The sequence below is a fragment of the Herbaspirillum sp. CAH-3 genome (assembly GCF_009668275.1).
Taxonomy (GTDB): domain Bacteria; phylum Pseudomonadota; class Gammaproteobacteria; order Burkholderiales; family Burkholderiaceae_D; genus Herbaspirillum; species Herbaspirillum aquaticum.
In genome coordinates this window covers 140,021-166,178 of record NZ_VSWE01000008.1, presented here as the reverse complement: position 1 = coordinate 166,178, position 26,158 = coordinate 140,021, and the positions used below count along the sequence as shown (strand labels likewise).

Genomic DNA, 26,158 nt, shown 5'->3' with positions numbered 1-26,158 from the left:
TCTCCTTCCTTTCTCTGTTGCGATGATGGGGGCAGCAAGGGCCCCGGCCCGTGAAGCGTGGGCCGGGGTGCTGCAGGTCAAGCTTGGTTCAGATCACACGCCGAAAAGGGTGTGCGTGTTGCTTGCGTTGTAGGTGACGTTTTGCAAGTAGAGGGTGTACTTGTCGCCGCCAGCAAGGCCATCCAGATCGATCACCAGCTTGGTGCCGGTTCCGGATGCGCTCTGCTGGCTAGCCGGGGCAAAATTCTCCAGGTTGTCGAGTCTGATGTCCCTATACGTCAGGCCGTTATTCCCGTTGCCAGCCATGATCCTGATCCTGTCCGTGCCCAGTCTGAAATCCGTGATGGTCGCCTCCAGAGAGCCTGTGCGGCCCAGGTTCGAGAGGGTCAGGACATCTTGTCCGTTACCGGTCTCGATTTCTGTCGCAGCACCTCCGGCAGTGCGGCCGAGCAGTATTTCATCGTTGCCGGCCCCGCCCTTGACGTTGCCCAGTGATTGCGGCGCCCAGTAGTAGCCCAGTGCCAGACCTTGCACGCTGTTGACCATGCCCTTGTGCTCACTGTTGGGCGTGATGTTGGTGGCCGTCACGCTGAGGTCGTCATAGAAGCCCGGTGCAAGCTGGCTGGCACCGGTCCTGACGGTGAAATTGCCGCCGCTGACCACATCAAAACCGAGCAGCTTGCCCCCCATGCTCACCTGCACCAGATACGTGCCTCCGGCATCGGTGCCATTGGAGAGCAGCGTACCGACCTTGCCCGTGATGGTTGGCCCTTGTTCGTAGTTGTTGGTGCGGCCCGGTGCGTCAGGATCGACGAAGACCGCATAGGAGCTCTTGGACGTTCCCAAGGCCTGCGCAGGCTTTGCCGAGGGGTAAGGCAATTGCACCTTCAGATCACTGAGGAAGGGCAGCACCCCCTCTCGGGTTACGTTCAGCGGGACCGCCACCTCGGTCTTGCTTTCATCCCCCGAGACTTCGCTGTACTTGGCCGTGAACTGGTGCTCTCCCTTGCTGAGGCTCTCCGTCACAGTGAGCCGGATTTGATCGGTGTCGTTGATGTCGGCCGCCGTGAGGCGCTTGCTGGCGACCAGACGGGAGCCATCATAGATCTCCATCAGACCGCCTACGGTGGCATTTCGGTGATCAAAACCGATAGAGAAGGTGGGCGTATTCGTGGTCGCGGTGGTGGACACCTCATAGAGCAGCTTGATCTTGCCAATGGCGTAGAGACCACCGGCACTGGCTGTGTTGGTACCGTCGAAGTTGTAGAGGTCGCTATCTTGTCGGTTGAACGAACGCAGGTTATGGAGCGTCAATCCGCCAGCGCTGGCCACGAACTTGAGGAAATCGCCCTTGACGTAGGTGCCCCCCTGATGGCTGAAGGAAAATGACACATCATTGCGCGGCGGGACATTGAAGCCAAGATAGCTCTTGACGTTCTCATTCAACAGGTTGGCACCATCGTTGTTACTGGTTGCGGCAATTCCTTTGCCGCCCCAGACCGCCGACAGGCCGCGGATGTTCTTGAGGAAATCCGCCGCACTAACTCCGCTGGGAAGGGGAATGTTGAGAGGATCATCCTCACTGTTGAACACGAAAGTATTGTTCGCCCCGAATCCACCATTGAACTCCAGAACATCGTAGCTGACCTGATTGTCGTTGACGATCGCCAAGCTCAAGGTCTGTGGCGGCGGGTCGCGGTCCAGCGTGATGCGCGCGCGCGCCGGTGCGCTGGTGTTGCCGGCCTGATCGGTGAGGGTGATGTCGATCAGGCGGGCGGTGGCGTCGGTGGAGGTGGTCTTGAATTGCAGCCCTTCCAGCACGGCCTTGACCTGCTCACTGGTGAAGCTGCTCCCGTCGGTCTTGGTCAGCACCAGTGGCGGGATGTTGGCGCTACCGGATGTGCGTGTGTAGCTGATGGCCACGTCGCGCACGCCTGCAATGGTTTGCACCAGGTTGGCCGGTGCGCTGGTATCGAAGGCAAGCGTGTAGCTGCCCAGGACCAGCTTGTCCAGCGTGACGGCCAGCGTGCCGTTGGTGAAGCTCAACTGGATGCTCTTGGTATCGTCGTCTCTTGGCGTGGCGATGGGCTTGGCGAACAGGCTGGCGCCTTCCGTTTGACCGGCCAGATTGATGATGCGGGTTGCGACCAATTGGGTGCCGGCGGTGGTGGCGTCGAGGTCTAGTGGAGGGGCGAAGTTACGTGTAGTTACATAGACAGAAGAGACCGGCCCCGCTACACCATTTTTAACGAGAGAAAGATCGAACTGATTTTCGTTGCTACTCAATGAGATGAAATGGATGTGCTTTATGATCGCCACAATTTCGTTAGCGCTAAACTCTCCACCACCGTTGCGCACTATGCCGATAATGCCTGAGTTCGAATTCACGTTGAGGCGGACGTTGGATACCCCTCCTATCGTTCCTACGAAGGGAGTATTGTTGTCGTAAAGGACGATTCTCTCCACAACACCTATGCCCCCTCCAGAGACATTCGAGCCGTTGTCCACCTCAATCTGCTCCTGATCGGTGAAGAAGTTCTGCCCTTCGTCGAAGCCCCGCTTGCTGATTCGAATTTCATTTGCGGAAGATGTGGCTGTGAGATCCGTCACAAAGGCTGTACGTGGTTCGCGGATGTTTTGGTACTTGACCTTTGATTGATGTTGAACCCCGGCCAAGCTGGTGTCCATATCCAACATCGGTTGATTATTGACGATGTTGAGCGAGGTCACCGACGACAGGATACCGTTCTGCTTTGCAATGTCTTGCAGGACCACTTCGGCACGGTAGCGCTCGCCGCTGGCGATGCTCCCCGCCGTGTTCTTGATCTTGATCGCTTCCAGAATGCGCTCGACTTCATTGCCGGTCAGTGCCTGCAGAGCGTTTGATTTGCGTACAGTAAGCGTAGCCCCGGTTGCGTCATAGCTGAAACTGAGTCCGCTCACCGTTCCGATGGTCTGGTTATTCAGCAGCGCCAGATTGTCTTTCATGAACAGGGTCGTGCCGCTCACCATGAGTTGATTGGTGGCGCGATTGCTGCCCTGCGCGGTAAAGCGCACGAGGATGGTTTCAATATCGGTACTCTCCGGCGGCGCTACGTTGCCCACAAGATTGATCCCGGTGTTGAGTTGCGACAGGGTAAATTCCAGCGTTGAAGCCCCTTGTATGCCTGCGGTGCTGGCATCCATATCGAGCAGCGCAGGGGGGAGGGTGTCGATGCGTACCTTCCGTGTTGCGCTGGCGACGCTGGTATTGCCGACCACATCGGTTTGCGTGGCGCTGAATTCGTGCAGAGCACGTGGACTGTTGCTGCTGATCAGGCTGATGTCGGATCGCTTGAGCAGACGCTGGTGCGTACTGCTACCGTTGGTTTCCAATTCCGTTTGCACGGTAGCGAAGTTGGTATTCATCGCCATCAAGCTGGTGGTGTTTTCGGGGAAGGCAGTCTGCTCAGGTGAATTCAGAATCTCCCGATGCCATTCGTCTGCACCACTCTGGCGTGAGATGCGATAGTCGCCGTTGAGGGCGCTCCAGAGGTACCAGTTTTCGCCGATAGCAGTTGTCATCCGGTATGCCGGACGGGAGGTGTCGATGACGTTGTTGCCGCTGATGCTGAAGTCCGCATGGAATGCCGGCAGCGCACTCACCTGACCCAAAGTCAGCAACTGATATACCCCATTGGCCGCACTGAGCTCGCCATCCACACGGCGCAAGCCGGTGATTTCCAGCGTGCTGTTGACCGTGAGCGACCAACTGCCATCCGTGACCGAGGCTATTGCCGTACCGACCTCCTTGCTACCATTGCGTACGGTGACCTGCGCCCCTTTCTCCGCCACGCCGGAAAGCACGAAGCTCGCTGCCGTGGTCAGTGCTTCGCCTGCCGGATTGGTGCCAGCAGGGTTGTTGAGTTGCAGCGTTGGTGCAGAGGCCACGGTATCCAACGTAAAAGTGACCTCTGCATTGGGGCTGACATTGCCCGCCTTGTCGCTCTGCCTCACGGCAACGCGATACTCCCCATCCGCCTGGGTTGCAGGCAAGGTGAAGGAATTTCCCGTCAGGCGGACCCAGGCACCGTCCCCAAGCCGGTATTCGGCCAGGCCATCCGCATCCAGCCCGGAAACGGTGAAGCTTCTGTCCTTGGAATAGGTTTTTCCGCCAGAGAGCACAGCCGCGACTTTGCTCAGCGTGGGTGCGACCGGTGCGATCCGGTCAAGGATGAACTCAAGCGCCTCGCTCTCGGCGCTGGCATTGCCCGCCTTGTCCGTCTGGCGCACCACTACGCGCTTGGTGCCTTCGCTGCCGCCCAAGGTGAGGGTAGTGCTGCTGCCGTTCTGCCAGTTGCCGTCGTCGAGCTTGTATTGCCAGGTGGCGCCGGGTTCCAGTCCCAGCACTTCCACGGTGCCGTCACGGGTGAGCTTGTCGGTGGCGACACCCGGCAAGCGCGTGTCGCCCGTGTCATTGACCAGCCGCACGCTGGGCTTGGTGGCAACGGTGTCCAGCGTGAAGTCGAACCTGTCGCTGACCGTGCTGACGTTACCCGCCACATCCGTCTGCCGCATCCAGACCTGTTTGCTGCCATCGCCAGTGAGGGTGAGGGTGTCACCCGTGAGCACGAGCCAGTCGGTGTTGTTGAGGGAATATTCCACCTTGCTACCGGCTTCGATATTGCTGATGCGCACGCGGCCATCGCTGGTGATCTTGTCGGTGTCGAGCGTGATGACACTGCTCCCGACCACGCCAGCCGTATCGCGCACCAGCGCCAGCACCGGCTTGACGGGCGCAGTGGTGTCGAGGGTGAATTCAAATTGCGGCGTGATGCTCTCGTTGCCTGCCACATCGGTCTGACGGACGCGTACCTTCTTCACGCCATCGCTGCCGCCGCTGGCATTGGCACCGGGCACCACAAAGCTCGTGCCGCTGCCGTTTTGCCATGTGCCTTCACCGATCTGGTATTGCCAGGCGCGGCCTGCTTCCAGGCCATCGACCTTGACGGTGCCATCGCGGGTGATGGCCGCTGCCGTGCTGCCGGTCTTGTTGAGCAGGCTCAAGACCAGCGAGGGGCCGATGCGGTCCAGGGTGAAGTTCAGTTCGGCGGCGACGCTTTCGTTACCGGCCTCATCGATCTGGATCACGCTGACCTGACGTTCACCGTCCGAGCCGGGAGTGGCATCGAAGCTGTTGGTGGTGCTGCCGGGCAGATAGGTGCTGGCGCCGATCTTGTATTTCCAGCTGGCGCCGGGTTCCAGTCCGCTCACACGCACGTTGCCGTTGCTGGTATAGCGGTCGTTGTTGAGGTCTCCCGTATCGCTGACCAGGCTCAGGGTTGGTGCAGCGGGTGCGCGGGTGTCCACGGTCACGGTCTTGGTCTGCTCGGCGTTATTGCCCGCCACATCGGTCATGCGCACGGTGACGTTGTGCCTGCCTTCGGGAACCTCGAAGCTGTTGCTGCTGCCGCCGTTCCGGAAGCTGCCGTCATCGATGCGGTAGCTCCAGGTGGCACCGGCTTCCGGTGCGGGCACGATGATCCGGCCATTGCTGGTGATGCCATCGTTGTCCCGGATGCCGGTGTCTTGCTGCAACCTGATGTCGGTAGTGAAGACGGGATCGATGGTGTCCAGCGTGAAGGACAGTTCGCTGCTCACGGTCTCGTTGCCGGCAGCATCGGTCTGCTTGACGCGGACCTTTCTGAGGCCATCCGTGCTGCCGGTTTTCAGGCCGGGGACTACCACGGTGTTCAGGCCTGCGCTGACCTCAATCCATTCACCGCCATCGATCTGGTAAGTCCAGGCGCGCCCGGCTTCCAGGCCATTGACCTGCACCGTGCCATTGTAGGTAATGCCGTCGCCAGCGGTGCCGGTATCCTGCGCCAGTTGCAGCGTGAGCACCGGGCCGGTGCGGTCGAGCGTGAAGACCAGCTCGTTGCTGATGAGGCTTTCGTTGCCCGCCGCATCGATCTGCCGTACCTCGATGCGGCGCTCGCCATCGGCGCCGGCAGACAGGTCCACGATGTGTTCGGTGTCTGCGGCGTCGGCCGGGCCGTGATCGATCCAGGCACCGGTGATGCCGCTGCGGTGCTGCCACCTCACGCCCGGTTCGAGGCCGGTGACCTTGACCAGGCCCGTGCGGGTGATGAAGTCGTTCGGCAGGTCGCCGGTATCGTCCTTGAGCGCGACGGTGGACTTGAGCGGAGGGGTGGTATCCACCGTTACCGTCAGGGTCTGGGCGGTGCTGTTGCCTGCGCCATCGGTCTGGCGCACGGTGACCGTGTGCCGGCCCTCAGGGACCACGAAGCTGTTGCCGCTGCCGGTCTGAAATTCGCCGCTGTCGATCTGGTAGCTCCAGTTCACGCCCGCCTCCGGCGCGGGAACGATGATCTTGCCGTTGTTGGTGATGCGGTCACCCGGGACACCGCTGTCCACCTCCAGGCGGATCGGGCTGCTGAAGGACGGGGCCACGGTATCGATGAAGAATTCTCCGGTGACTTCGATGGAGTCGGTGCCTCTCTGCGTGCTGTGCGATCGCAGGTGGATGCTCTTCCTGACGTTGTTGGCACCGGCTGCACCCAGCTTGGTCCAGTCGGCTTCGGTCAGGGTGTAGCTCCAGTTCCACAGCTTGGTGCCGTTGTGGGGATCGACGGTGACGATGTCCGACTTCATGATGCTTCCATCTTCAAAGCGCAGGGTGACCCTATCCTCACTGCCGGCCGTGCCGGTCAGGGTAACGCCGGCTTCCCGTTCGGCCTTGTTGATGATGTTGTCTGCGGTGACCGGGTTCAGGCTCGGCACGTTGGTAACGGTGAAGACGGCATCGGCCAGCTTGGACCAGGTGTTGCTGTCCAGGCCATCGTCGCGCAGGCCATCGATCTTGTTGCGCACCTGTTCGATGTTGCTGTCCTTCACACCCGGAATGTTCAGAGCGGTGAAGTCGGCCACGTTCAAGGGCTGGCTGCGGTCGCCTTTGACCAAAAGTGCAACTTTCTCGGACAGGGTGACGAAGTTCTGGATCTTGGCCGGGGTATCGATGTCAGCCACGCCACGGCTGTCGATGATGGAACTGAGCAGCTTGATCGCGTTGCCGGATTGCTCGCTGCTCATGGCTTCGAGCCTGACCATGTTGATGCCGATGTTCTTGAAGTCCTGCAAGCCGGCCAGGTTGTCGTCCGCAGTATCGGCGGGAGTGCCATTGGCCTGGGCGAGCAGCTTGTTGTAGCTGTTGACGATGGCTTGCAGCCTGCCCGGGGGATTGACGCTGGCCGCGTTGATGGCCGGCAGCTCCAGTACCGCATGCAGGGCGGCGAGATTGGCCGGCTTGTTGGTAACCGTCACCTCGCGCACGTCGCTGATGCCCAGGATGCGGTAGTCCTCACCGGTCGGTACGGGCGCTGCGCCCACTCCATCGGCATAGTTGCGGATCTTGGCGTAAGCCAAGGGGGCTTGCACCATCAGATCCTTGGTGGTCTGGACGGTCAGCACATCGCCGCTGGTCTTGCTTTGCAGGGCGTAGGTGATCGCTACCTCGTCCAGCGGCTGGAGGGCGGCGTTCTGACCGATGAAGTAGCGGTAATCCTCGACGCTGAACTTGTTGGCATCGGCCACCAGATCACCCGGCGCCTGGTCGGCGATGGCGATGACCTTGGCGGCACGTGCGGCCAGCACATTCAGGTGGCTGACCTGCGCCACGCTGGCGGCATCGGGCATGTTGTCCACCATGTCGTTGAACAGGCGCAGGTGCTTGGCCTCGGTCAGCTGGAACTGGGTGGTGTTCACGCCCAGCAGGTCCAGATCGGCCACGGTCAGCAGCTTGTCGGAAGGGGTGTTGCTACGGCCATCGGCCATGGGCAGCAGTTTGCCGTGGTAGAGCGCGAGGATGGCCTCCAGTTGTTGCGGTGTGTTGGCCTGGGCACGGGTGACCAGCGGTGCGGCCAGGGTGGAGTTGAGGGCGCCCAGCATCAGTGCCGCGTAGTCGTTGATCTCGGGGCGGTTCGGCATGAGGACGCCCATGTCGAGATAATCCTGCTGCGTCGGCGCATCGGCAGGGACGTTGCTGTCGGCATAGTTGCGCACCTTGGCCTGCGCCTGCACGGCTTTTGTGACCATCTCTTGCAGGCCGGCCAGACGGGTGATGCCGGCTGTTTCGATATTGTCGATACGCGACAGGCGCGCCAGGACGGCGGGCAGGTCGGCGGCTTCCAGGCCGGTGATGCCCAGGCCGGTGAAGTCGTCGCGCTGCGGGGCGGCGGGGGCCGGGGTGGCAGAGCCGGTACTGATGCTGCCCGCGTAGCCGAGCACCTTGCTGACCTTGTCGGCCAGGGCGGTGATTTCTGCGGGGGTGTCGATCTGCTGTGCGGTCAGCGGATCAATCACCGAATTGAGCAGCGTGAGGTAGCCGGGCTTGGTGGCGACGTTGCCCAGGTTGCTGCCGATGCGGGTGTAGTCGGCGACCTCGGGCGCAGTCGCAAGCGCGAGGTTGGCCGTGCCATCGGCCAGTGCCAGCACCTTGTTGTAGCTGTCGACGATCTGTTGGATCTGCGTGTGCGTGGCGGCTTCGGCACCGCTGATGGCGGCGCTGGCCAGGCTGGAGAGCAGGGCGAAGAGGCCCTCGGGCAACGGATCGGGGCGGTCCGGGGTGATGCTGTTGTAGCGGTCCACACCGGTCACGCCAATGGCCTTGAAGTCTGGCAAGGTGGGCAGGCCGGCGCTGTTGGCCGGTGCTACTACGCCATCGGCGGCGCTTTGGGCGTAGTCCCTGATCTTGTTCAAGGCGGTGTGGGCGGCGCTGGCGAGCTCGCGCAATTCGGCCAGGGTGTCCATGTCGGCCGGCTGGTGCAGCTTCAGTGCGGCCTCGAAAGCGGCCAGCGAATCGCCGTTCACTACGGCGCCCGTACCGGTGGAAGTGATGCCCAGCCTGGCCCATTCCGCCGTGGTGATGACCACAGCCGGGGCGGCGAGATCGGACGCGGCCAGTTTCATGACGCGATTGACGATATCGGCCAGGTTCAGATCATTGAGCTTGTTCACATCGGAGACGGTGCCAAAGCCGCGCTGGTTGTCCAGCGCTTCATTGAGCAGCTTGATGTTGGCGGGCTTGTCCTCGATCTGCATGCCCAGTGCCAGCAGTTCGGCGCGGGTCAGTGGCGCGCCCGTTGTGGGCAGGCCGTTGGGGTCGCGGGCTTCGGCAGTCGGGCGCAGGCTGTCGGACACCACGCCGTCATTGGTGGTGAGCATGCGCAGCTTGTAGGCGGCGGTGGCGATGGTCTGCACCTTGCCCAGGTCGAGCGCACTGAGGGCGTCAGCGGGCGTCCTGCCCAGGGCGTCGTTGACCAGCAGCAGGGTGGACGCGATCGGACCTTGCTGGCCCAGCAGATGGCGTACGCCGAGTTTTTCCAGATCGGCCAGGGTGGGTGCGGTGGCGGTATTGGTGGCCGCGAACTGGGCCACCTTGCCAGCCAGTGCGAGCAGGTCGCCGATCAGGGCCGGGGTCTTGACGGTGCTGCCATCGGAAGGCTGGGCATCCAGCGCGGTCAGCAGCAGGCCCAGCGTGGCGCGGGCCAGGGCTTTTTGCGGTGGCGTGCTGTCGGCCTTGTCGGGATCGGGCAGAACGTTGTCGGCCAGGCCGATGGTCACCAGTTCGGCACGGGTGATCGGGGTCGCGACGTTGCCGGCCACGCCATCGGCGGCTTGCAGGATGTGGTTGTAGGCGTCGGCAATGGCTTGCAGCTTGAGCTTGCTGTCCACCTTCTGGCCGTTGCCCTGAGCCTTCACGGCGGCGTTCATGGAGACCAGGTTGGTCGCGGTCACGTGCTGCACGCCGGCATTGGCGTAGTTGTGGACGGCAGGCTCCAGTACCACGCCGGTGGGGCCGAGGGTAGCGTCTTCGTTGGGCTTGTTGTCGGCATAGTTGCGGATCAGTTTCAGATCCTTCAGCAGGCCGTCGATGGCGGTTTGCAGACGGGTGCTGGTGTTGATGTTCTCCACCGCGCTGGTGCTGATGAGACCGCGCACCGAGATCATGACGTCTTCGCTCAGGCCGTTCACGCCAAGGTTTTCAAAGTCGGACAATTGCAGCGCGTCGGCATCGGCAGCATGGCCCGCAGCACCGATGAGGCGTGCGGCCGAGGCGTTGATGATCTCGATCTTGGCCGGAGTATCGACCTTGTTGCGGGCTACGGCGTCCAGTGCGGTGGCGAGCAGGCTGATCTGGCTGGGCGGGGTGTTGGGTGCCAGGTTCACGCCGATGCGGTCGAGTTCGGCGGCGGTCGGCACCAGGTCGGTGCCGACCGGATCGACGCTCTCGCGCACGCCATCGGCAGCGGCCAGGATCTTGCGGTAGGCATTGACGATGGCCTGTACCTCGGGCTGGGTATCGGCCTCGGGTGCGCCTACCTTGACGCTGGCGAGCGCGGCATTGACGGCGGCCAGGTTGTTGGCATCGACATCGGCTACGCCCATGGCCTTGTAGTCATCGGCAGTGGGTACATCGCCGGTATTGGTGCCGGCATAGGCTTCGATCTTGGCCAGGGCGGTGATGGCCTTGGTGACCAGTTCTTCCAGCAAGTGGACGGACTTGATGGCTTGTCCATCGGTGCCGCTGGTGCCCACGGCAGCGAGGATGGCCTCTTTCTGGGCAGCGGTCTTGCCGGAGATGTCCACGCCCAGGGCCTTGAAGTCATCCGCCGTGGGGAGCGGTGCCGTCCGGCTGGCGGCCTTGTCCATGAGCTTGTTGACGGTATCGGCCAGGGTTTGCAGCTTGTCCAGGCTGTTGATGTCGGTCCAGGACTTGCGGTCCAGCACGCTGCCCAGCAGGGCTGCACCGGAACCGTCGGCATCCAGCGCGCGGCTGCTGTGGCCCATGTCCAGGCCCAGGGCGGCGTAGTCGTCGGCCAGGGGCAGGCTGTTGTCTTCACTGTTGGCGGTGCCATCGGCCAGGGTCACGATGTGCGCGGCGACGTCGGCTGCCTTTTGCAAATTGGCCTGATGCTTCACATTCTCCAGCGGCAGTTTGCGCACGCCGCCGTCCAGCAGCGTCTTGGCGTTGGGGTTCAGGCCGGTGACGCCAATGGCTTCATAGGCGCCGGAAACCGGCATGGTTTGGCCCCCGTTGTGCCAGTCGATAATGCTCTGGTAGGCATCGATGATGGTTTTCAACAGGCTGGGATCGTCGGCACGGGCAGCATTGATGGGCGCGCTGGCCAGGGCCGAGTTGACGGCGCCGAGGTTGTCGGCGGTGGTGACCAGCGGGGTGCGCGCGGCATCGTTCTTGACCAGGCCGATGGCGGCGTAGTCGGCTGCCGTGGGGGCGGGTGCCGTGGCGTTGTCGGCATAGGCGGTGATGCGGGCATGGGCAGCCAGGGCGAGCGTGGCCAGTGGACGCAGTTCGGCCATGTTGTCCACCTCGGCAGGGCCAGCCTGTGCGGCAATGGCGCCCAGCACGGAGGCGGCGGCACCGTTGGTGCTGGTGGCGGCTTCCGGCAGCAGGCCCAGTTTGATCAGCTCTGCCGCAAACAGCCCCACAGGCAGGGCAGCGGCAGAGAGCGCTTGCGGATGGCCGGCCAGATCGGTGATGGCCTGGGTCGTTCCCAGCAGCGCGAGCAGCCTGGCCGGGGTGTTCATGTGGGCCGTATTGCCCATCACATCCAGCGCCGAATGCAGCAGGTCGAGGGCGGCGTCGCTGGTGCCGGCGGCGACCGGCGCACCGACGGCCGTCAGCAGCGTCTTGAAGCCGTCGCGCGTGGCGGCGGCAAGCGGCTGGTTGGGCTGGCCGTCGGGCAGGGTCAGCAGCTTGTCCCAGTTCTGCAGCAGTTTCAGCAACTTCTCGGGCGTGTCGATATCGGCCACGCCGATGTGCGCCGTCGCCAGGCTGGCGGCGGCACCTACGGCCAGATCGGCCTTGACGCTGGCCGGGGCCACCAGGCCCATGGCTTCAAAGTCGTCGGCATTGGGACGGTCGGCATCATTGGGGAAACCGGCGGGGATATCGTTGAGCGCCGCATAGGTCTGGATCTTCTTGTAGGCAATCATGGCCTTGCGGACCACGTCGCGCAGTTCGGTGAAGTTGTCGACTGCCGTGCCGTCATCGGCACCAAAGCGGATGGCGTACAGCGCAGCCAGCACGGCTGGCGCGTTGGCGGCATCGGTCAGGCTGCCTTCGGGTGCGGCAATGCCCAGCTCGGCCAGTTCGGCGGCGGTGATCTGATCGGGCTGGGTGTCGCCGGGCTGGGTGCGGGCCTGGGCGATGACCTTGTTGACCAGCACGCCCAGTCGTTCGATCTTGGCCGGTGTATCCACGTCGGCCGGGAGCTTGCTGCCGATGACCGAATCCAGCAGCGAGCGCACGGCGGCGTTGGTGGGGCTGGTGCTGTCGTCGGTGACGCCCGTGATGTCGGCACCGATGCGCTTGAAGTGATCGGGCGTCAGGGCGGTGCCTGTATCCGCAGCAGGGCCGTTGGCGCGCGCCAGGATGGCGAGATAGGCGTCTACCACTTCCTTCAGATGTTCCGGTGTATCGGCATTGGCGGCGGTGACCTTGACAGTGCGCAGGGCGGCGTTGACGGCGGCCACGTTGTCGGTGCTCACCAGCGGCGAGCGCACTGCGTCGGGGTCAGCGGGGATGCGGACCAGGCCGATGTTCTTGTAATCCTCCACCGTGGGCGCGGTACCGATGTTGGTCTGGGCGTACTGGCGCAGGGTTTCCTGGGAGGTGTCGGCTTTTTCTACCACCCCGCGCAGTTTGATCAGGCTGTTCACCTCCGAGCCATCGCCCTTGCTGCCGGCGATGGCGGCGCGAATGGCCGGCCAGTTGGTGAGCTTGCCGTTGCTGTCGAGATGGAGGTTCTGGAACTGCACTCCCAATTGGCTCAGCGTATCTTGCGATAGCGGCGGATTGGCCGGTCTGCCGGCGACCGTGTTGATCAGGGACTGGATCAGATCGAGCAACTGCGCCAGCCGGTCAGGCAGGGCGATGGGCGCGCCGCTGCTGTCCTTGGTCAGTTGGTCGATGGTGCTGGCATCGACCGTATCGGCCAGGAAGGCGATGCCGGTGGTCTTGGCATCCCGGATTTTTTGCGGGTCCAGGCCCAGGGCCAGGAAGTCTGCCTCGTTGGGCTTGGGCGTGGCGTCGTTGGGGTTGCCGTTGGCGGCATCGACTACGTGCTGGGCGGCGGTGATGAGCTTTTGCAGCTGCGCCGGGGTATTGGCCTTGCTGCCATCGATGGACTGCGAGCGCAGCGCATCGTTGATGGCGTTGAGGTAAGGCGTCGGCTCGTCCTGCTGGTTGCGCGGCAGGGCCAGGCCCAGGGCCTCGAAGTCTGCGACGGTGGGCGCGGTGCCGGTGTTGGTCTCGGCGTAGTTGAAGATCCTGGCTTGCGCCGCCACGGCATCATCGGCCATCTTTTGCAGGTCCTGGATGCGCGCGGCACCACTGCCGTCGTCAGCGGTAGTTTGCAGCTTGGCCAGCAGCAGGGCGACGCTGGCCTCGTTCATGCGCTTCAGTCCGAGTTTGGCGAGCGCATCGGCCTCCAGCGTGATCGCTACCTCCGGATACTGGTCGGGATACTTCTCCGCCACCTTGGTCACCGCCGCGATCTGCATGAGCTTGTCCACCGTCAGCGCCAGCTTGTTGAGCTTGCTGATGTCGTCGATGTTGCTGTCGCTGGCCTGCGCGGCAATGGCACTGTTGAACAGCTGCAGCGCATGTTGGCCGCCATGGGCAGGCAATTGCACGCCGATGTTCAGATAGTCCTCGCGCGTGGGTGCGGTCGCGCTCTCGCCTGCGCCCACGTGGTCGAGGATGGTCTTGTAGCTGGCGGCGATCCGCTTCAGTTTGGCCAGCGTATCGATGCCATCGACCTTGTGGCTGTCAGCATCGCCGGTCTTGGGCTCACCGGTGGCGGTGTCGACCCCGTTGCCCTTGTACTTGACCGCATTCAGGAAGGCCGTGCGGCGCACCGGGGTATCGATGGCGCTCAGGCCCAGATTGCGCAGGCTCTCGATACTCAGCGCGGTGCCGCCCGCATTGACGACCGCATCGTTTTCCTGTTCGCGTCCGGTACGAATGAGATCGGCGACTGTTTTGGCGAGGGCTTCGAGCTTGTCGGGCGTACTGACGTCCGGCTTGTTGCGGCTGCCGACCACGTTGTTGAAGAGGGCCAGTTTGGCCAGGTCCACATTCTCCAAATTCTTGGAGCCGTCCGGCCTGACGACCAGCGTGCCCATGCCGATGGCAGGGCTGCCCAGCGGCACGCCGATGGTCAGGTAGCCGAGCGCGGGGAGGGTCGCGCCTGAGTCGTTGAACGCCTCGCCATCGGCCGCTGTGAGGATGGCGTTGTAGGCATTGACCACGGCCTTGATGAGGCGGCGGGTGCTGACATCGTCGCGGTTCAGCTTGTCGATGGCACTGTTGATGGCGGCGAGGTTGTCGTTGGTCACCAGCGGCACGCCGGTTGCAGTGATGATGCCGGCCAGGGTGTAGTTCTCCACCGTCGGAGCGGGATGGGTGTTGTTTTCGGCATAGGCGGCAATCACTTCCACCGAGGCGTTGACCTTCTGGACGATGTCCCGCAGCTTGATGATGCTGTCGATCGTGTTCACGCCCTTGTTGCGGATTGCTGCCAGCACTTCATTCAGATTGCCATCCTCGGTGTCCGTATCGATACCGGCGATGCCCAGCGCATGCGCATGCGCCTGCCACTGCTCGGCAGTGACGCTGGTGGTGCTGCCTGCAGCCTGGGCGGCCAGCGTCATGAACGCATCGACGGCCTTGCCCAAGGTGGTCAGCTCGCCCACGGTATCGACTTCGGAGCGGGTCCTGTACTTGAGTGCGTCATCCAGCAGCCGCAGGCGGGCGGCCTGGTCTTGCGGCGATACGGGGGTTTCGGTAACGCCCGTTACTTTCACGCCAATGGCCCGGAAGTGCTCCACACCGGGGTCTGCCGTTGGGGTTGCGTCCGCTTGCTTGTCCTCTGGAGGAGCACCAGCAGCCCGGGGATTTTCGTTGGCTTCCTGCAGGATGCGTTCATAAGCTTCCACCAGTGCGCGCAGTTTCTTCGGGCTGTTGATGTCGCTGAAGCGCACTGCATCGATGGCGCTGACCGCTGCTTGCGCCACGACCGGGTCGGTGACGGTGATCCCGACGGCTTCCAGTTCGGCAATAGCATCGGTGAACTTGTCAGCGTCGGTCGCATTGCCGGCCGTGCCGTCGGCCAGCCGGCTGATCCGGGATACGATATCCACGGTCTTTTGCAGGTTGGCCACATCGAGCGCCTTCTCGCGTGCCATGCCATCCACCACGGCCTGCACGTTGGCCAGCAGGTCTTCGGAGGCCCCGGCCAGGCCGGTGATGCCCAGCTTGCCCAGTCCCTCGGCCGTGACCTGGGTGGCTTCTGGACTCAGGCTGCCATCAGCGGGCGCTGCCCCGTTGGCTGCTGCCAGGACCTTCTGGTAGCTGTCGATGATCTCCTTGAGCTTGGTCGGCGGATTGACCTGCGCCTTGGTCACGGCGGTGGTGTGCAATGCGCTGTTGAGGGCGCTCACGGCATTGGCCGCGCTGCCGGCCAGCGGCAGGTGTTTGCTCAGGTCAAGACCGACGTCCTTGTAGGTGTCGCTGGTCGGCTCGGGCACATCCTGTTTGTTGTCGGCATAGTTCTCCAGCACGCGCATGGCGGCATGGGCCTTGTTGGCCAGCTGCTGCAGGCGCAAGGTGCCGCTGATCTGGCCGATCACCTCCGAACCGTCATCCTTGCTGGCCGCCAGTGCCGAGAGGACGGCGGAGAATGTGTCGGCCTGCAATCCCGTGATGCCGATCTTTTCCAGCTCCTGCAGGCTGACCCTGCTGTCGCCGGTTGCGCCCCTGACTTGGGCGATGATCTTGTCGGCGATCTCGGTACGCTCCTGCAGCAGCGCCACGGTATGGACCTTGTCCTTGCTGGTGGCATCGACCAGGGTATTGAGCAGGGCCAGCAAGGGGTAATCACCCTCCTTCAATTTGGTGACCAGTTCGGTCTTGATGCCTACCCGTTCGTAATCCACCGCCGTGGGCGCGGTCGGGGCGCTCGCCGGTGTGGTGGCATTGCCTGCAACGCCATCGGCCGCCGCCAGGATCCTTGCGTACGAGCTGACGATGCCCTGTACCAGCTTCGGGCTGGCGGTCTGTGCGGATTCGACGACCGGGGTTGCCAGCGCGGAATTGATCGCATCGAGGTTGCTGGCGGTGACCTTGTCCACACCCATGTCGGAATAATCGCTGCTGACCGGTGTGGGTTTGCTGGCGTCATCGGCGTAGAGATTGATCTTGCGTTGTGCATCAGCGGCCTTGTCTGCGAGCTGTTGCAGCTTGTCCAGCGTATTGATCTTTTCCCCGTCGGCAGGGCTCAGGCGCAGGGCAGCGATGACCGCGGGCAGCACGGCATCGTCGGGAGCACTCACGCCGAGTCTGGTGAGCTGGGTCTTGATGGCCGTCAGTTGGGCGGTGGTCAGCGCAACGGCGTCTTCGGCCTCGGGCATGCCCTTGACGAGGGCGTGCAGGTCCGCCGCCGCTTGTGCCAGCAGCGTGACCTTGTTGACGGTGCCAACGTCTTCGGGGGTCTTCTTGTGCAGGACAGAATTGAGCAACTGCGCGGCATTGGCGGTAAGGGAGACGTCGACGCCGATGGCGGTGTAGTCCGCTGCGAGCGGATCAAGATTGGCCTTGGCGACATCGCCAGCTTCGCCGAGGATGCGCAGGTAGGCATCGGCAATGGTTTGCAGGGCGGCAGGCGAGGTTACCGCCGCGCCGTTGATCTTGTCGGTGGCCAGGCTGCTGTTGAGGGCAGCGGCCTTGAGGGCGCTATCGATGCCGGCGATGCCAAGGTCGCGATAATCGTCGACGGCGGGCGCGGGTTTGCTGGCGTCATCGGCATAGGCACGGATTTTCGCGGCGGCGGCCAGCGCCTTGTCGATCACATCCTTGAGCCCTTGTACGCTGTTGACCTTGGTGCCGTCATCCTTGGTGCCGGTGATGCCGGAACGGATGATCGCCATCTGTGCATCGTCGTAGAGATCGACGTTGAGCAACTGCTTCAGCTCAGCGGCGCTGAGCACGGTGTCACCCTGCTTGGCCAGATGGACTGCGCGGGCGGCAATGTCGGCCAGCGTGTCCAGCAGGGGGACGGTGGCCACTTTGCTGCGCGCGCTGCCATCAATGACTTCCGCCAGCAGGCGCGCGGCACTGGCCTGGCCGGCAGTATCGAGCCCGTCCGCCGCCTTGAATACGTCGGTGAGGGCTTTGACGCCCACCCGCACAAAATCATCCAGCGTGGGCAGGGCGGGGGCATCGCCGGCGATGCCATTGGCCGAGGAGAGGATGCGCTCATATGACGCAGCGAGGTCAATGACCTTCTTCCACGAATCCACGTTGAGCCCGCCGACGGCCCGCAGCGCGCTGTTGATCGACGCCAGGTTCAATGGGGTCACGGCCGAGCTCAGGCCGAGGACGGACGGCGGTCTGTAGTTATCCACGGTCGGCTCCGTTTGCAGGGGCGCGTCGGGATTGATCGGCGATTTGCCGTTTGCATAGTTGATCAGCACCCGCAGGTCGCCAATGTTGAACTCGACGATCGCGATGACCTCCCTCAAGGTGTCGACCGTGCCGACTACCTTGTCGGGGCGGCTGGCATCTTTCAGGGCCGGGGGAACGTCGAACAGGCTGCTGCGCACGGCGGCCAGGTTGTCTGCCGTCACGCCGTTGATGCCCAGTTTTTTGAAGTCTTCAACCGTCGGTGGACTGGCGGGCTTCTCTTCGACTGCCTGCACCGCGATGCGTTGCGCCGCTTCGGCGATTGCGCTCAGTTTGGCGACGGTGTCGACGTCCTGTGTTTTCTTGCTGTCGAGCACATTGCCCAGGATGGTAGCGGCTGCCGGACTCAAGGCCGGTTTCACCCCGAGGATTGCGTAGACGGCGGCAGCGGGCAGTGCCGTGTCTGACGTATCGGTCTGCTCATTTGCCAGCGCCAGCACCTTCAGGTAGGCGTCGGTGATGGCCTGGATCTTGTTGATGGAATTGGACTGGTTCTTCGGCAGCTCCCTGATGGCATCCACCACCGCCGCCATGGCTGTCGTGTTGCCCAAGCCCAGCACACCCATAGCGAAGAAGTCCTCGCTATCCGGTGCGGGATTGGCCGGATCATCCCCGTAGAGCGAGGCCTTGGTCACGGCGGTATCGGCCTTCTGCTTGGCATCCGCGACGAAGTCCTTCAGTCCGGCCTGGTGATTGATTTTCTCCACGTTGGTGGCGCGGCTGAGCTGGTTGACGATGGCCGGGAGATAGGCCACGTCGGTGCTCTGGCCCAGGACGTCATCGAGGCGATACGAGCCATCCTCACGTGCCGTGGTCAATGCCTTGCGTACGTCCACGACGGCCTCATCATGGGCCTTGCGGGCGGCCTCTTCGACCCGCAGGGCTGCGGCCAGCAATGCCTGCTTGGCGGTTCTCTCGGTGACCGAGGCGGTGTCGAAGGCGGTTTTTGCCTGCGCCCTGGCCGTGCTGGCGTCCGTGAGCACCTTCTGGCGTTGCACCAGCAGGTTGACCAGTTCGATGGTGCCGGTGCTGTCGGTGACGAAGGTCTGGCTGAACTCGTTGTAATTGCCGGCCGCGTCGATGTGGCGCAGCTTCAGTGCCGCCTTGCCGTTGCCGTTCTTGGTGTCGCCGCGCATGACCAGGTGTTCGTCAGCCTTGAGGATGATCCAGCTGCCGGGCGCGATGGCGCGGCTCACGCCTGCGGTATTGACCGCGGCCAGCGTGTCATTGGTGCTACCGTCCCCGGTCTGCAGCTGCACGTGCAGTTCGGTCCCGCCTTCGCGCGGGGCCGCCAGTTCCAGCCTGCTGTTGAGCTGGCCCGTGATGCCGTCGTCGCTGGCCACGCCGTCGTCCAGGCCCGCGACCAGGCGCAGGCGGACTTGCGTGGGGGCGAGCTTGTCGAGGGTGAATTGCAAGGGCGTCTCCAGCGTGTTGGCATTGCCGTAGCCGCCGGTGAATTCAACACCCTTCTGCACGATGCGGACCTTCACCCAGATCGGGCCATTGACTTCGCTCACCTCGCCGGTCTCGTAGACGACGCGGCCGGGAGCGGGGCTGCCCTTCTCGGTCAGGCCATTCACCTCGCGCCAGTTGTCCCACGCCGGGTTGCCGTGGCGGTCGGGGCCGGTGGCGATCGCCCATTGCACACGTTCACTGTCGGGGTTGTACGCCTTGTTGAGGACGATGCGCAGCCTGCTGTCGTGGGTAATCCTGTCGCTCCCTCCCTGGTTGGCGGCGGGGAAGCGGCCACTGTCGCCGACGGCGCTGCCGTCGTAGAAGGTGTCGTTGAGCAGGCTCAGCGGATTCTGCTCGGCAAAGCGGGTCATGCTCTCCGGCGTGTTCAGGTCCACGCGCACATCGATATTGCTGCTGCTCCACAGCGCATGGTTGGTGCGGCTGTTGCTGCCGTCCGTGACGGTGACCTGGGCGCTGATGGCGCGATTGCGGTCGACGCCTTGCAGGACCTCCATGTTTTCGTCACTGGCTTTGAGGATGGCGATGCCGCTGGCATCGGCGTGGGCCATGGGCAGGCTCACGCTGATCTCATGGCCGAGGTTGTCCACGGCCTTGATGATCACTGCGACCTTGGCATTGGGCGTGGTCTTGACGCGCAGGTCGCCGTCCAGCAGGTCGCCCTGGTCCAGCACCAGCGTGCTGTTGAGCGGTGCCGTCTGCCAGGGCAGGGGATTGCCGAGCACGGCATTGCGGATGGTGATGACGGGGTTGGGGATGGCCACGTGATTGTTGATCAGGTAGTCCGCCACCGTGCTGCCATTGGGCAGGTTCTGCAGGGCGTCCAGCGTGCGCTGGGCGGTCTCTACCGCCTCTTCCGAGCTGTCGGGATTGTCGATGACCTGCGTGAGCGGCTCGCTCAAGAGCGCCCCTTGCAAGGCACTGGCCTTGGCCAGCGTCTGGCCGCGCGTATTGGTGGCCCATTTGAGGCCGCTGCCGGCCTCGTCGACGAAGTCCAGGCTATCGGCCAGGCGCGACAGGGCACTGGCCTGGTTGGGGTAAGTGTTCTTGTCCAGCCGGACCAGGTTGGCGATGGCCTTGAGCGCTGCGCCATAGTTCTGCGTCTCCACGCTCAGTGCGGCGGTGAAGCCGGGGTTGGGGATGCCGCGCCCGGTGGCGTGGGTGGCCGAGGTGGCCACCACGTCCGTACCGAGGATATCGACCTTGAAGAAGCCGCTCACCGCGTTGTTGGCGGCGATGATGCGCTCCGCGGTGATCTCGGGCTGGTTGGCAATGCCGATGAGGCCCTGGTCCAGGCCGGCCTTGAGCACGGCCAGTTCGGTCAGCGCGGTCACGTTGAGGTTCTGGTTCACGCCGCTGGCCATGACCAGGTTGCGCAGGGGCATGTTGCCCAGGTCGGTCGGCTGCAGGGTGGCTTCATCGATGTAGTTGTCGGCCAGCCCGGGGGTGTTGTCGCGCACCACCAGCATCATCGGTCCCTTGTAGAGCGCGCGCTTGAGGGTCAGGGTGTACTTGCCGTCGATGACGGCCACCGTATCGCTGAGGGCATTGCCGAACGCGTCATAGGCCGTAACGTTCGCGTTCTTGATGGCGCCCAGCGCGGCGCTGCCCCGGATGACGGCCGCGGACGGATCGACCGTGCCTGCGCCGCCACCGCTGGCGGTGGCTGCAGCGCCTCCACCAGCACCTGTGCCGCTGCTGCTACCGTTAGCAGCACTGCCGCCGTTGCTGCCACCGCCGCCGCCACCACCGCCAGCCGCTGCCAGCAGGGCCAGGGCACCCGCTGCGATGGGCCATTGCACGCCCCAATTCTTTTCGTGCTGGGAATTGATTTCGGCATCGGCGATCTGGCTCTGGTTGTCAGGGGATTGGGTGGGCGTGAAGTTGGTTTGCTCGGTATTGCCGCCGCTGCCGCTGGTCTGCGCCGCAGCCCTCGGGTCATGCTCGCCATCGTCGATCACGACCGGCTTGTCGGCGGCTTCCTCGTCATCCTTGCGGGCTTTCTTGTTCCTTGCGTTGTTCTGGTTGTAGCGCGTGATTTCCTTGGAACTCACCGTGAGGTTGGCTTCCGGCGAGACGTCGATCTTCTCGATCTGCTGGAATACGCTGGCCAGTGGCAGCTTGCCGTCGGCGAACTGCAGCGAGGACTCCGGCGCGCTCATCGCGCTGACGGCGCCGTTGCTGATGATGATGCTGTCGCCGTTGCGCAGGACCAGCATCAGGTCAACGTCCAGCGCGCGGACATCCTTGATGTTCTTGATGGAGATGTTCTTGAGGTAGGTGTCCGCATCGGACAGCTTCAGGACGGTAACGGTCATGGTGGTACTCCCTATAAGGTGACAAGTCGATATCTGCGTCACGCACGGCTGCATCGCACAACGCAAGTCCCCAACCGGACAAAGGATGTGCCGGATGATCAGGCGCCAGACCGGCGCGCAAAGCGTGGAGACTTGGTAGGGCGAAAGCCGTGTTCAGTGACAAACGCATGCCATAGTGATGGCGCGCATTTGTCCTGATAAGGGGATCAAGGGAATAAAGCGCAAAAACAAAAAAATATCGAAATGACCTTCTTCGGATTTCGATATTTGCCTCGAACAATTTCTTTTGGTGTCTCGAATATGTTCAAGTGCCGGCGCGAAAATAAAGTGGCATGATCCGCAGAGCCGCCATGGGAGCGGATTTTCAGATGGAGGGTGAATCAATCAAACCGGAAATGAATGAGTAAAGAGAAAATCCGGAAGAACTCGAATAATTTTATTGTGCCGGATTGAAAATAAGTTTTTACGGAGGGGTCTCACGTTCATTCCGGCAATTCCGAAAGTGAAGGGAAACTTGGCTGGAATTGGCCAATGACCGTGAATCGAGGGTCGTCACATTCCGCGTTTCCATAAAAAATGGCTCCCGAACATGCATCCGGGAGCCATCTTCAAGCGAAGGGAAGCAAACGCTTCAGCGCTTCAGCGCATCAGAACCCCATCGTCCGTCCATCCGGATTGCGCGGGTCCGAGAAGCCATCGAATCCATCCTGGCGGATCTGGATGGTCTGGGTGCGGCCCATGGAAGGCTGCACGCTGATCTTCTGGCCCTTGTCCTGCAGGATCTTGAGCGTATCGGCCGACAAGCCCTTTTCAACGCGCAGCTGGTCCGGTGCCCACTGGTGGTGGATACGCGGCGTGATGGTGGCTTCGGCCACGTTCATGTCGTGGTCGATCACGTTGAGGATGGTCTGCAAGGTGGTGGTGATGATGCGGCTGCCACCCGGGCTGCCGGTGACCAGGAAGGGCTTGCCATCCTTGAGCACGAAGGTCGGCGACATCGACGACAGCGGACGCTTGTAGGGGCCGACCGCGTTGGCGTCCCCACCGATGAGGCCGAACGCATTGGGCACGCCCGGCTTGGCGGCGAAGTCATCCATCTCGTTGTTCAAGGTGATGCCGGTGCCAGTGGCGACGATACCGCTGCCGAAGTTCAGGTTCAGCGTGTAGGTGGTGGCGACCAGGTTGCCGTCCTTGTCGGCCACCGAGTAGTGGGTGGTCTGGTCGCTTTCATACGGCTGCGGCTGGCCCGGCTTGATCTCGGTGGAGGGCGTGGCGCGGTCCGGGTTGATCTTCTTGGCCAGTTCGTCGGCATAGGCGCGCGAGGTCAGGCCCTTGACCGGAACCTTGGTGAAATCCGGATCGCCCAGGTATTCGGAGCGGTCGGCATAGGCCAGCTTCATGGTTTCGGCCATCAGGTGGATGGTCTGCGCGCTGTCGGCACCGTATTGCTTCAGGGGGTAGCGTTCCAGGATGTTCATCATCTGGATGATGTGCACGCCGCCCGAGCTCGGCGGCGGCATCGACATGACCTGGTAGCCGCGATAGTTGCCGGAGACCGGCACGCGTTCGACGACCTTGTAGTTCTTCAGGTCCTCGGCGGTGATGAGGCCGCCGTGCTTGTCCATCTCGGCCACGATCTTCTTGGCGATGGCGCCGTCATAGAAGGCCTTCGGACCTTCCTTGGCGATCAGGCGCAGCGACTTGGCCAGGTCCTTCTGGACCAGCATTTCGCCTTCCTTGAGCGGACGGCCTTCCTTGAAGAAGATCGCCTTGGACGAATCCCACTGGCCCAGGTGTTCGCGCTCGGCCGAGAGGATCAGCGCCAGGCTGCGGCTGACCGGATAACCCTTTTCGGCCAGCTCGATGGCCGGCTGGATGACCTGCGACAGCTTCATCGTGCCGTACTTGGAGAGCGCATGCGACAGGCCCGCCACGGTGCCGGGTACGCCCACGGCCAGGTGGGTGTAGAGCGAACGGCCGGGCACCACGTTGCCCTTGTCGTCCAGGTACATGTTGCGGGTGGCGCGCTGCGGGGCCATCTCGCGGAAGTCCAGTGCCACGTTCTTGCCGGTCTTGGCGTCGTGGATCATCATGAAACCGCCGCCGCCGATGTTGCCCGCATTGGGCAGCACCACGGCCAGCGCGAAGCCTACGGCTACGCCGGCGTCGACGGCATTGCCGCCCTTCTTGAGGATGTCCACGCCGACCTTGGTGGCCAGCTCCTGCTCGGTGGCCACCATGCCGTGCTGGCTGTGGACCGGGCTGATGATGTCATAGGTCAGGTCGTACTTGACCACGGGGGCCGACGGCGCGGCCGTCTGGGCCGAGGCCGGCAGGAAGGCCAGCGCGCCGCACAGCGGCAGCAGGGCCATGGCGGCGGGTTTGCAAAGACCGGTGAATGTCTGCATGAGGGTTGCTCCTGGTGATCTGGACTTGGAAATGTGCATATTATTTATATGGATGTCGTCTGCGGCGCTGCATCCCTGCATCAGCGTCATGCTGTGCTGCTGCATTCTTGCAGAGCAGAACGACACCGGGAGATTGTAGAGAATGGCGATTTTCTGTCCAGAGCCAGGAGCCGGCGATGGGTGGATTATTGACGCCGATTCGTCCACGGATGTGGGGGATGCAGGTCCGAGCGTGAATGCGAACGGTCTCAGGTACTCTCGCGTACCGCCAGCTCGAAGCCGAGATCGAGCCGCCCCTTGGGGATGTCTTCGCCCTTGAGCTGGCGCACCAGCATCTCGGCCGACTTGTAGCCGATGTCGTAACGCGGCGTGACCACGGTGGTGATGGAGGGCGTGGCGCAGGCTGCCCAGGAGAGATCGTTGAAGCCGGCAATGGCCATTTCGCGCGGCACGCTGATGCCCTGGCGCTGGCATTCAAACAGCGCGCCCAGGGCCAGGTCATCATTGCAGCAGAAGACGGAGTCGCACTCCGGGTGCTGCTCCAGCACACGCCGCAGCAACTGTGCGCCCATGTCGACCGTGGTCGGCTCGGGCAGCAGCACTTCAATCTCGGGCGTGATCCCGGCTTCCAGCAAACCTTTGCGGAAACCCTCGCGGCGCTTCATCATGCGCGGGTCGAGCTGGGCCGCCAGGAAAGCCGGGCGCCGGTAGCCACGCTCCACCAGGTGCCGCGCCACCGCGTGCCCGGCGCGCGTCTGCGAGAACCCCACCGAGAAATCATGCTGGCTGCGCCCCAGGTCGAACATGCGTACCGCCGGGATGTCGCGGCTGCCCGGGCGCGCCTGCAGGATGTCGTGCTGCTCGCTGCTGGAGAGCAGGAAACCGGCTGGTGCATGGGCCAGGTAGGTGGCGATGAGCTGCTCTTCCTTGGCCCGCACGTAGCCGGTCTCGCCGATCAGGAACTGGTAGCCGGCGCCGGCCAGGTAGTCACGGATGCCGGACAGCGTCTCGATGAAGACAGCATTGGTCAGCGACGGCACCAGCACCGCGATCACCTGCGAACGTGCAGAAGCCAGCGTCGAGGCGGCCTGGTTGGGCACATAGCCCAGGCGATCGATGGCTTCCAGGATGCGCTGGCGCGACTGTTCCTGCACCAGGCCGGGATTTTTCAGCGCCCGGGAGACCGTCATCGGGCTCACCCCGGCCTCGGCCGCCACGTCGATGATGGTGACGCGCCCGGTAGCGCGGCTGCCGCGCACGGCGGGTAGGGACTTCGGCTTGGACTTGGGTGCTGCGCGCTGGGTCATGGATGCGGGGGAGGGCGGTCATTCAGGGTGGCGACATGATACCTGCTCGGGCGGCTGTCTTGGCTTGCTGATGCCCATGACGGCGCTGATTTTTTAGCGGTCTACGCTTGGTGACGCCTGGTCTTCCGAGATCACCTGGATGAAGGCCCGCAGGGGCGCGGGCACGCGTCGGCCCGGAAAATACAGCCGCGGCCCTTCAAAGCTTTGCCACCAGTGCGGCAACACCGGGACCAACGCACCACTGGCGAGATGCGGTTCAAGCCAATTGGCGAAGGTACACATCAGGCCGTGTCCGGCGCAAGCCAGGTCAATCGCAGCCGGTGCCGCATCGACCCCGATCACCAGCCTGGCCGGTGGATCCACCGTGATCGACTGTTCGCCGCGCTGGAAGTCCCAGGCGGTCAGCGCTCCGCTGGAAAAGCGCAGCCGTATGCAGGCATGGTCGACCAGTGCGTCAGGGTGCGCAGGCGTTCCGTGCCGGGCGAGATAGCCGGGGGACGCCGCCAGCGCCAGACGCTGGACACGCGGCCCGATGGGCAGCGAGACCATATCCTGTGCCAGATGTTCGCCATAGCGGATGCCCGCCGCGCAGCCTTCGGCAACCACATCGACCAGGCGGTCTTCCACGACGATTTCCATGCGCACCTGCGGATGCCTCTCCAGGAAGCGATCCACCAGCGGCGGCAGGATATCGACCATCACCGCACCGGTGACATTGATCTTGAGCAGGCCGCGCACTTCATGCCGGGTGCTGGCGATGTCGCTGAGGGCGTGGCGCGCCTGCGTCCACAGCGGGGCAAGGCGCTGAACGAGTTCGCGGCCCGCTTCGGTGGGGACCACGCTGCGTGTGGTCCGGGTGAGCAGGGGCACGCCGAGGCTGGCCTCCAGCCGCGCCACGGTATCGCTGACATTGGAGGGAGCCAGCCCCAGCCGGCGGGCGGCAGCGCGAAATCCGGCGGTCTCGCAGACCGCAAGAAAGACCGACAGGTCATCGAAAGAGGGTTCCGTATTGTTCGCCATGTCGATCAGTCTATTCGCATTTTGCTGGATTGTCTGCGGGCGTCGAGGCCTCTACGATGGGGATGGATGCCTTGATGCCGTTCTTTT

4 protein-coding genes are annotated in these 26,158 nt (G+C 63.3%); all 4 read right to left on the bottom strand.

Annotated features, from left to right (window positions below; all coding sequences use genetic code 11):
* Positions 1-93: 93 nt before the first annotated feature.
* The 4 genes from FYB76_RS12035 to FYB76_RS12020 all read right to left on the bottom strand — a co-directional run bounded on the left by FYB76_RS12035 (position 94) and on the right by FYB76_RS12020 (position 26,071).
* Positions 94-21,336, bottom strand: a complete 21,243-nt coding sequence (locus tag FYB76_RS12035) for an Ig-like domain-containing protein (protein WP_154133783.1) — start codon at positions 21,334-21,336, stop codon at positions 94-96.
* Positions 21,337-21,983: 647 nt separating this feature from the next.
* Positions 21,984-23,744 (bottom strand): gamma-glutamyltransferase, encoded by a 1,761-nt coding sequence (gene ggt, locus FYB76_RS12030; protein ID WP_154133782.1) that lies wholly within the window; start codon positions 23,742-23,744, stop codon positions 21,984-21,986.
* A gap of 248 nt (positions 23,745-23,992) precedes the next feature.
* The gene (locus FYB76_RS12025; protein WP_154133781.1) at positions 23,993-25,051 is read right to left on the bottom strand and encodes a LacI family DNA-binding transcriptional regulator; all 1,059 of its coding nucleotides are present in this window, start codon (positions 25,049-25,051) and stop codon (positions 23,993-23,995) included.
* A gap of 93 nt (positions 25,052-25,144) precedes the next feature.
* Positions 25,145-26,071, bottom strand: coding sequence for a LysR family transcriptional regulator (locus FYB76_RS12020; protein WP_154133780.1), 927 nt, complete (start codon positions 26,069-26,071; stop codon positions 25,145-25,147).
* Positions 26,072-26,158: the final 87 nt, after the last annotated feature.